Origin of the sequence: Paraburkholderia dilworthii, from assembly GCF_000472525.1 — a bacterium.
GTDB classification, from domain to species: domain Bacteria; phylum Pseudomonadota; class Gammaproteobacteria; order Burkholderiales; family Burkholderiaceae; genus Paraburkholderia; species Paraburkholderia dilworthii.
In genome coordinates this window covers 1-9,530 of record NZ_AWZT01000092.1, presented here as the reverse complement: position 1 = coordinate 9,530, position 9,530 = coordinate 1, and the positions used below count along the sequence as shown (strand labels likewise).

The 9,530-nt window shown below is 61.6% G+C and carries 7 protein-coding genes; 4 read left to right on the top strand and 3 right to left on the bottom strand.

The window, feature by feature from the left end; genetic code table 11:
- Positions 1–119: transposase DNA-binding-containing protein (locus tag F759_RS45360; protein WP_152530788.1), on the bottom strand; the 119-nt coding region annotated here is incomplete at its 3' end.
- Between the two features lie 154 nt (positions 120–273).
- On the opposite strand from F759_RS45360, the gene F759_RS39635 reads away from it, so the two are divergent.
- Positions 274–507, top strand: coding sequence for a transposase (locus F759_RS39635; RefSeq protein WP_084534446.1), 234 nt, complete (start codon positions 274–276; stop codon positions 505–507).
- 1,067 nt (positions 508–1,574) lie between these two features.
- On the opposite strand, the gene F759_RS0134455 is transcribed toward F759_RS39635, so the two are convergent.
- Both F759_RS0134455 and F759_RS0134450 read right to left on the bottom strand, forming a co-directional pair.
- Entirely contained in the window at positions 1,575–4,406 is a 2,832-nt protein-coding gene (locus F759_RS0134455; protein WP_027803786.1) for an ATP-binding protein, read from the bottom strand.
- The gene (locus F759_RS0134450; RefSeq protein WP_027803785.1) at positions 4,403–5,536 is read right to left on the bottom strand and encodes a substrate-binding domain-containing protein; all 1,134 of its coding nucleotides are present in this window, start codon (positions 5,534–5,536) and stop codon (positions 4,403–4,405) included. The genes F759_RS0134455 and F759_RS0134450 overlap by 4 nt, the downstream gene beginning before the upstream one ends.
- 418 nt (positions 5,537–5,954) lie before the next feature.
- On the opposite strand from F759_RS0134450, the gene F759_RS0134445 reads away from it, so the two are divergent.
- The 3 genes from F759_RS0134445 to F759_RS0134435 form a co-directional block, all read left to right on the top strand.
- Positions 5,955–6,656, top strand: coding sequence for an IS6 family transposase (locus F759_RS0134445; RefSeq protein ID WP_027803784.1), 702 nt, complete (start codon positions 5,955–5,957; stop codon positions 6,654–6,656).
- 400 nt (positions 6,657–7,056) lie between these two features.
- A complete protein-coding gene (locus F759_RS0134440) occupies positions 7,057–8,229 on the top strand; it encodes a sigma-54-dependent Fis family transcriptional regulator (protein ID WP_027803783.1) in 1,173 nt (390 codons plus the stop codon).
- An 84-nt stretch (positions 8,230–8,313) separates the two neighbouring features.
- On the top strand, positions 8,314–9,530 hold a 1,217-nt coding region (locus tag F759_RS0134435; RefSeq protein WP_036026075.1), incomplete at its 3' end, for an NAD(P)/FAD-dependent oxidoreductase.

The window sequence follows — 9,530 nt, the reverse complement described above, 5'->3', positions numbered from 1 at the left end:
GACCACAACCGTTCCAGCACCATGCCAAAGCGTTTGCGCAATCTGGCATCCTGAAACCTGCTCGCCTCGATCTCCTTCTCGAACCAGGCTCGCTCGTCTGCCCGCTCTTCTTCAGCCATCTCGCTCGCGCAATGACTATAACGCGTGCCAGGTTACCAGGTTTCGTGGCTGAAATGTGGGTAATCACAAGCCGACCCTGACCGTATAGACGCCTCATGAAGGCGAAGCCATGCTTCCCGGGGGCACAAATGTGACTGTGTCTACAAAGGAATCATGGACACAGTGACTGAATTTTCTGAAGTCAAAGGCGCCCGGAAGTATCGTCGGCGCACCGTAGACCAGAAACGCCAGATCGTCGAAGAGACGTTGTCAAGTGGACGTTCGGTAGCGGAGATTGCACGCAGTCACGAATTGAACGCGAATCAGCTGTTCGACTGGCGCAAGCAGTATCTGGATGGACGACTTGGCGTGAACGAAAACCGGTCGGCGTTGCCCGGTAGGACATAGCCTCCGATTAATGGACTCAATACGCGCGAGCGGCGCGCATCGCCCGATATTCCGTCGCACCGCGTCCACAGTTCGTAACCGAAGTAAGCGCACTCCTCTGCTCGTAGGTAATCTGGTCTCGCTTCGTCAACACCATGCGATCAGCGATATCGAGCGTCTGCTCATAGATGTGCATGATCACGATGACGAAGGGGCCGCCCTTTTCCTGTCGCCATCGCCACAGTCGCAACACTCGAATCGGTCGACCAATGCGCATGGATCGCATGCAGCCACACCGGCCTCGCCTCGCTGATATACGTGAATGCCTTTCGCCGGCGCAGTAACGTTAGGTTGCTCGCGATGCAATGGCGAAGAGGACAGGCGCTTGCTCAGAAAACGGGCGCAATTCGGGTGGTCCCACTGAAACGACGCGAGTCGACGGAGCGTGCGGCGAACTATCTGCGATAGCGTGAGGGGCGTAGCAGGCACCGCTTCAACGCGGAGTGCCGACGGCACCGGATCAAAGGTTGATAGGGATGTATGCGCGTTCACGATCGCGGAAGCCACGCATGCGTCGCTAAGCTCGTGCGTCGGCCGATGACTATATTCAGCAGGCTCATTGGTCCGGGCGCGGACTTTAACGAAAAAGTGCCTGACGTCAGGTAGTGGGGGAATCTCGGCTTTCGCCGCCGAATACTACGCAGCTGATCGGTCACGGTCGGATAATGGTGGTGGTCAGCGCATTCATGGACGGCGCATATCAGGGTCTGCGGTATTCTTGCGAGGTCGCTAAGTGACAACACAACCTCGTTAACTGAGTCGCTGCGTGAATATCGCTCGAGCATCAGTTTCGGGTAATGTTTCGCTGTCTCAAAGAAATACTGAGGACGATAGCGCGGGTCTGCCTCCGGGGTCGTCTCAACGCCATTCGCCCGAGGGCTCGGCGGCTCGTAGCTATAAGCGGCTCCCGGGACCCTAGGTCGGCTTGTGGCCTTTCGCGAAAGCGACCGAGGTCATTATGACGGACAACCGGGCTCTGGCCGGAACCCACGGCGTCACTCCCTAGGACGCGGGTTCTGCGGTCTCAGTCATGGGACTCGCTTCCTTTGCAGATGTCGCTCGACGAAGGTGAGGATCGCCTTAGACTGGTAGTCCTTCGCTAGCTGGCAAAGGTGGTTGGCGAAAGGGCGATAGCGCTCATCAAGCTCGGCCAGGCGCGTGGCATGTTGAGCGATGGCGCGCATGTCGCCCAGTCGCGCCAGGTGGTGCAGCGCTTCGATTTCCCCAGGCGGCGGCACGATCACGATGCCCTTGGACGCATCGGCGGCGTGTATAGCCGTTTGGTCCGCTCCGGTGGCGTGCGTCTGTGGAACTTCGTCGCTCCACTCGATATTCAGGAGAGCCGCGATCTGTGACAACAGCCCACTGAAATCAACCGGTTTTGACAGAAAGGCGTTTGCACCGGCCGCGAGGCTTCTCGCTGCATCGCTCCCCGAGGCGCCAGCGGAGACCGTAACGATCGGCAGATCCCTGAACTCCGGCATTTCGCGCAGGCGTCGCGTCGCTTCGAGCCCATCCATCCCGGGCATGACGACATCCATCAGGATGAGCGCCGGCCGCAGCGCTTTGGCTATCTCCAAGGCTTCCAAACCGTTGCCGGCCTCAACCATGTCGAATCCAAGCTGGCCGAGCATGTCAACGGCCACGGCACGGTTTGCCGCGACGTCATCCACGACGAGGATGGTCATGCGCGGCCCCCTGTAGCCGATCACCATCCGTTCAGGCGGGACGACAATGACCTGAGGCGTCACCACGGGGAGGTTCAGCTCGAACGAAAAGGCGCTTCCCGCCCCGCGACGGCTCTCGACATGGATCTCGCCACCCATCAGGCGCACGAACTGCCGGCTAATGGCGAGTCCCAGCCCTGTGCCGCCGACCCGGTGCTGGGCATCGCTCACTTGCTCGAAAGGCCGGAAGATCGCCTCCAGACGCGCTTCGTCTATGCCGATGCCGGTGTCCTGTACTTCGAAACGCAGCCGCGTGGGCGGCAGCCAACCGACGCGCAGGCTCACACTCCCTTCGTCGGTAAATTTGATTGCGTTGGAGAGCAGATTGAGCAGCACCTGGCGCAGCCGTTTTTCATCGACCCGCACGCCCACCGGCAGATCCGCTGCCATCTCGCAGGCGAACGCCAAGCCCTTTTCCGCTGCCTTCACCTGAATCGTCTCGGCGATGAAATACATGAACCGGTCAAGGGGAATGTCCGACAGGTTCAGCTCCGCCCTGCCGGCCTCGATTTTGGCCATGTCCAGAACGTCTTTGATGATCGCGAGCAGGTGTTCACCGCTGCGTTGAATCACCGCGATCCCGTCGGCCTGGCGTTGATCGAGGCTCTTATCGCGCTTAAGGATCTGCGCATAGCCCAGAATCCCGTTCAACGGCGTGCGCAGTTCGTGGCTCATGTGAGCAAGAAAGTCGCTCTTGGCCTGATTGGCCGCATCGGCGTGTTCCTTGGCGACGGCCAGCTCAGCGGTTCGCTCGCGGATCATGTCTTCGAGGTGCTCGCGATAGCGCTGCAGTTCCTCTTCCGCACGCCTCTGCTCCGTGATGTCCCGGGAGATGCCGAGCAGGAACTGCGGCTCGCCTCGCACGTCGAGAATCGGTATCTTCATCGTGTGCACGAGGCGCGGCCCGTGACGCGTGTGAACCGACTCAGCCGGCACGTCGACCAGCTGCTGCGACTCCAGCACGTCACGATCCTTCAGCACGAAGAAGTCGGCCTCCTGCGCTGGAAACAGGTCATGGGCGGACTTTCCGATGAGTTCCTCGCGCCGGTAGCCCAGCAGTTGCTCTCCCGCCTTGTTAAAACGCACGAAGCGCAGCGTCGCCGCATCCTTGACAAAGATGGTGTCGGGGATGTTCTCGATGATGCTGTCGAGGAAGTGCTCGCTCGCTCGCACCGCCTCTTCGGCGTGCTGTCGTTCGACGATCTCAGCCGTCTGGCCCGCGAGCGCCGTGCTGAGTTCGGCCGTGCGCTGCGTGACGCGTGCCTCGAGTTCGGCGTTGAGTTGCATCAGCGCATTCTCGGCTTGCCTGCGCTGGCGCCGGTCTTCGAGGAACTGCTCGACGGCGCGCGCCATATCGGCAATCTCGTCGCCGCCGTGAACGGGGACGCCGGCTTGCACGCTGTCGGCATCGCCGTGCCGCAGGAAGTGGCTGACCCGGCGCAGCCGTGCCACCACGTGGCGACCGAGAAATGCGCGGGCGATCAGCCAGGCAAGCAGCAGGCTCACCGCAACTTCGCCGCCCACCCACCTGCGCGTGCGGTTCATGTCGTCGGCGAGATCCTGGGCCGCTTTGCGGTAGTCGCGCGTGAAACGCTCCGACTGCTGGCGCGCCGCGGCGGTCAGAGCGTCGGCCTGGCGGCGCAGATCGTCGTCGAGTCTAGCCAATGACACGCTAGGCCGCGCCGCGGACGCCGGCGCGACCCCAGCGGCCAGCGCGGTCTCGCGCACCTGCGCCTCGATGTTGACCGTGTTGCGAAAGCGCTGGCTCGACCGATGCAGCGCCAGCGCGTCGATACCGACGTTGTCGCTCGTGGTCGCGGAGGCTAGGCGGTCCACCAGGCGGTCGAAGGACGCCAACTGTTCGATGACATGCCGATGCGTCTCGCGCACAGCGTCAACCGTATCGTCACTGGACAACTGCAACGCGAGGCGTTCGATCATCAGAGTGCGCTGCGCCAGGCCCTGTGCGTCTTCCTGGCGCGCCAGCCGCTCTTCGGCCAACTGGCGGATCGCGTGGGCGGAATCAGCCAACGAGTAAATGGTCGTGGCACCGACCGCGACCACGAGCGCCGCGAGGCACGAAACCACGAGCGTGAACTGTGCGGTGAGCGAGCGCGGGAGCCGAAGTTTCACCGTCGTTGCCAGATGCGGCGATAGATGTCGCGATAGCCGTTGGCCGGATCGTAGAGCAGACGATCGCCGCCGTCCGTGGCGATGTTGTCCGCCGTCACGAGATGCACTGGAAACACGTAACCCGTGACGCCTCCGCCGGCGAAGAGCCGGTTCATCTCGTCAACCAACTGCCAGCCGTGCAGATTCAGGGGCTCGGCGACGGTGCCTGTCTGGAACGTGCCCGTGCGGATACGCAGGAAGGCCGACTCACTGCCGTCGCCGGCCGACAGCATGGCCATGGCGGTGCTTGGCATTCCGGCTTGAGTCAGCACCGGAGCAGCGTAGTCGAAGTAGATGTCGTTGACGGCCAGCGCATACGTCCAGCGCTTGCCATACCGCGTGAGCAAGGCGCGGGTTGCGTCGGGTATCAGGTCCTGGCTGCGCGAGATCGCCACGTCGCGCACGCCGAGCAGAGTGCAGCCGCTGCACGCGCGCACGACGGCAGCCATTTCATCCGCCTTGCCTTGCGCAATCCGGAAGTTCGGGTCGCTGAAGATGACGACTCCCGCATGCCCGCCGGACTGCACGATCGCCGCCAGCGCGGTCACGCGCGCGACCTCGAATGGATCCGTCGCCACGTTCATCGCCACGGGCGTGCCGGGCACCGGTCCTGCCTGGGCCGCGACATGCCAGCCGACAATCGGAATGCTTCGCTCGGCAAACGGCCGCAGCCCGGGCAACAGGGCACGTGCGTCGCCACCGACGATGATCAGCCCGTCTGGACGACTTGCCAGCGCATTCGCAAGCATCTTCAGCCGCAAGTCCGGCGTGCCGCCTGAGTCAAATATCTTTACATTCCAGCCGATGACCTTCGCCGCCTCTAGCATACCGTCAACCACTCCGACGATGCCGCCGTTGCGCAGGTCCTCGGCAACAATGGCGACGCGTTTCCCAAGTTGGGCGCGCGGCCCGCTGCGCGGCCCATTCCAAGGTGCAGCCGGCTGCGCCGCCGCATCGACGACGCGATTCGCTTCGGCCAGATAGTCCTTCGCAGCGACGGAGGTCCTGGGCACGGGCACAGCCGGCATACCCTGCGCCGCGGCAACCGACAGCATACATGCGCATTGCAATGCTAGAAGCAAGCCCCTCATACTGTTTCCCAAGGGCCCCATCGAGGTTGATCGGTCGCTATCAATGACGTACCCAAAGTGTTGCGTAGGGTGACCCTGCGAGCAAGATTTTACACCGAGATAGACGAATGTCATCGGTGATGCGCACTGCCGCCTCGCCTTCGTAGAGCGATGACCGTTCGCCAGCTCGAGTAACCGAAATTCGATTGACGGGTGTCAACACGAGGTCCCATTCTCCGGCAACGCAGATCGCACTGCTGCGTGCGGGAGCGCAGCGTCAAGGGGTATTTCATCAAGCGGGGATGACAGTCCTATCCATCACTGACATGACTCGCAGTTGTGCTGCCTGCTACGTCACAGTGTGATATAAACGGGCTCTGTCGCATTATTAAGACGATCTGCTATCGTAGCGCCGGGAAAACGAAAGATTTGAACTACGATGAAGAGCTTGAATGCGGGTATGAACAGGGTGCTCAAACGGCTGCACTATCCGCTGGATGTGATGTTGACGTGTGTGCGCTGGTACGTGGCCTATCCGTTGAGCCTGCGTCATCTGGAAGAGATGATGGCCGAGCGGGGCGTTTCGGTCGATCATTCGACCGTGCATCGCTGGGCCGTCAAACTTCTGCCGGCACTGGAAAAGACGTTTCGGCGACACAAACGCGCAGTCGGTAGAAGCTGGCGAATGGACGAAACCTATGTCAAGGTCAACGGTGAATGGAAGTACTTGTACCGGGCCGTTGATAAAGCGGGCGACACGGTTGACTTTCTGTTGCGAGCCAAGCGGGACAAGGTGGCCGCCCGGCGTTACTTCGAGAAGGCCATCGATCAAAACGGTGTCCCGGAGACGGTGACGATCGACAAGAGCGGCGCCAATCTCGCCGGGCTGCATGCGATCAACGCCGAACGCGATACGTCAATCAAGATCCGTCAGGCCAAGTATCTGAACAACGTCGTCGAGCAGGACCATCGGGCTATCAAGCGCCGTATTCGTCCCATGCTGGGATTCAAGAATTTTCGTTGCGCCCGCATCTTACTGGGTGGCATCGAGGTCATGCACATGATTAGAAAAGGGCAGATGATGTGCCGCCACAGCACCGCGCGGTCTGCAGCCCAGCAGTTCTATGCGTTGGCGGCATAGGCAGTACTAAAGATACGCCTATGCTTGACCTCGCCACCTTATTGCGACAAAACCGCTTTAACACTGGTTCGCATGGCGATGAAAGTTAACATCGCCATGCGCCGTTTACAACCGTTTTTTGCCGGCCGCTGTTGCTGCTATCGCTGTCCTTAACTGAACTGCATTAGGCCTGCGGGCCGGTTTTTTTATTGCTCCGGGCAAGCGTTCACGCCGCGTTCCGTGCGAGTTTGCACGCTGAGAAAAAAATCTCACCGGCGACGATGGTGCACTGCAGTGTGCTCTGCCGATTCGCGCATGCTACAAACGTACCGTACGTTTCAGGCTTCGGAGACACGCGCCGGATAGCGGTGCAGAATGTCTCCAGCACCCAGTTCGCGCTGAGTTCGCCCGGAGGCTCGTCATGCCCTACGTTCCGTCAACGAGACATATCGACCGCATATGCAACGTCATAGAAGGACGGACGACGCGTGCGGGCGTCGACGGGAAGCGGCTTGCGTCGTCATATAAACGTTCGCTCGAGCAATACCACCTCGATCCGGGCGCGACCGCCGGTCCGCGCATTCTGACCGTGCCGGAACTACGCGACGTGCAGCATCGCGAGGAATCGTTTCTGCGCGCGTCGGGCCAGTGCCTGTCGCGGCTGCACGAGATGGTGCGCGAGGCCGACTACTGCGTGATGCTGACCGACGCACAGGGCGTCACGATCGACTACCGCGTCGATAAAGACCGCCGGCACGACTTCAAACGCGCGGGGCTGTATCTCGGCTCATGCTGGTCCGAAAGCGAGGAAGGAACCTGCGGTGTCGCGACGGTGCTGCTCGACGCGGAGCCCATTACCGTACATAGAACCGATCACTTTCGTGCGGCCTTCACCACCCTCACATGCAGCGCATCGCCGATTTTCGGTTTGCACGGCGAATTGCTCGGCGTACTCGATGCGTCGGCCGTGCGCTCCCCCGACGACCGCGAAAGCCAGCGGCTCGTCAATCACATCGTGCGGCAAAGCGCTCTTTTGATCGAAGACGCCTGTTTCCTCAACGCGGCCGCGGATTGCTGGGTGCTGCTTGCGCATCGCAACCGGCATTACGTCGAAGCGCAGCCCGAGATCCTCATTGCGATCGACGCCCGCGGCCACGTCATCGCCGCAAACCGCCGCGCACGCGAATGTGTGCCGGCGCTCAACCAGTTGCCGCGTCACGTGTCGGAGATTTTTGACGTTCCCACCGAGCGTCTCTTCAACGCCAAAGCGGGCCTCGGCCTCGTCTCGCTGAGACTGGGCGACACCGGCTCGCCGCTCTATGCACGCGTCCGTCAGCCCTCCGCCGCGCGGCTTGCGCGAAGCAGGACGACCGCGCCGCGAGAGAACAGCAATAGCAGTAACGCTGAGAGTGGCGCGCCGCACGCTGCGCCGGTTCTGTCCGATAGCGACGCGCTCGAACGCCGCCGCATCGTCGATGCAATGAACGACGCGAAGTGGCGCACCGAACTGGCCGCGCAAGCGCTCGGCATGTCCCGCGCAACCTTGTACCGGCGGATTGCGAAGCTGCGCATCCTGCCGCCGCATAAGTGCTAGCGGCGCTGCCCCGATTTCCCTAGCGGGCGTAGAACCCGCGCTACCAATGAAGTCCGACTATCCGTTTCAAATGGAGGAGCAACCATGTCTGAAAACACTGCAAATCAAGCGATATCCCAGGTGCTCGAAAGCCTCGAAGCCGCGCTGAAACGCGGCGATACGCAGGCCGCCGTCGACCTGTTTCAGCCGGATTGTTACTGGCGCGATCTGGTCGCGTTCACATGGAACATCAAGACGCTCGAAGGCCGCGAGCAGATCGCCGCGATGCTGGATGCGCAGGTGGACGCGATCAAGCCGTCCAAACTCCGGCTTGCAGAGAACGAAACAGCGACGCAGGCCGACGGCATTGCGCAAGGCTGGATCAGTTTTGAAACCGGAGTTGCGCGAGGCAGCGGTTTCATTCGCCTGAAGGACGGCCTCATCTGGACGCTGCTCACGACCATGGCGGAACTCAAGGGGCACGAGGAGCCGAAAGGCCCGAAGCGGCCTATGGGCGCCGAGCACGGTGCGCGCCGCGACCGCACGAGCTGGAAGGAGCGGCGCGAGGCGGAACTCGACGCACTCGGCACCTCGGAAGAGCCGTATTGCCTGATCGTCGGCGGCGGGCAAGGCGGTATCGGATTGGGTGCGCGGCTGCGGCAGCTTGGTGTGCCGACCATCATCATCGACAAAAACGAGAGGCCGGGCGACGCATGGCGCAAGCGCTACAAGACGCTCTGTCTGCACGATCCGGTCTGGTACGACCATATGCCCTATCTGCCCTTTCCGGACAACTGGCCGGTTTTCACACCGAAGGACAAAATCGGCGACTGGCTCGAGATGTACACGAAGGTCATGGAGCTGAACTACTGGGGCTCGACCGTGTGCAAATCCGCACGCTACGACGAGGCCAAGGGCGAATGGATCGTCGAAGTCGAACGGGAAGGCCGCAATCTCACGCTTCGGCCGAAGCAACTCGTGCTCGCCACCGGTATGTCCGGCAAGCCGAATATCCCGAGCTTCAAGGGCATGGACGTGTTCAAGGGCGAGCAGCATCATTCGTCGCGGCATCCCGGTCCGGACGCGTATCACGGTAAGAAAGTCGTCGTGATCGGCGCGAACAATTCGGCTCACGACATCTGCGCGGCCCTGTGGGAAGCCGGCGTCGACGTGACCATGGTGCAGCGCTCGTCCACGCACATCGTCAAATCGGATTCGCTGATGGAGTTCGCGCTCGGCGATCTTTACTCGGAGCGCGCGGTGGCGGCGGGCATGACGACCGCGAAGGCTGACCTGACCTTTGCTTCCATTCCGTATGCGAT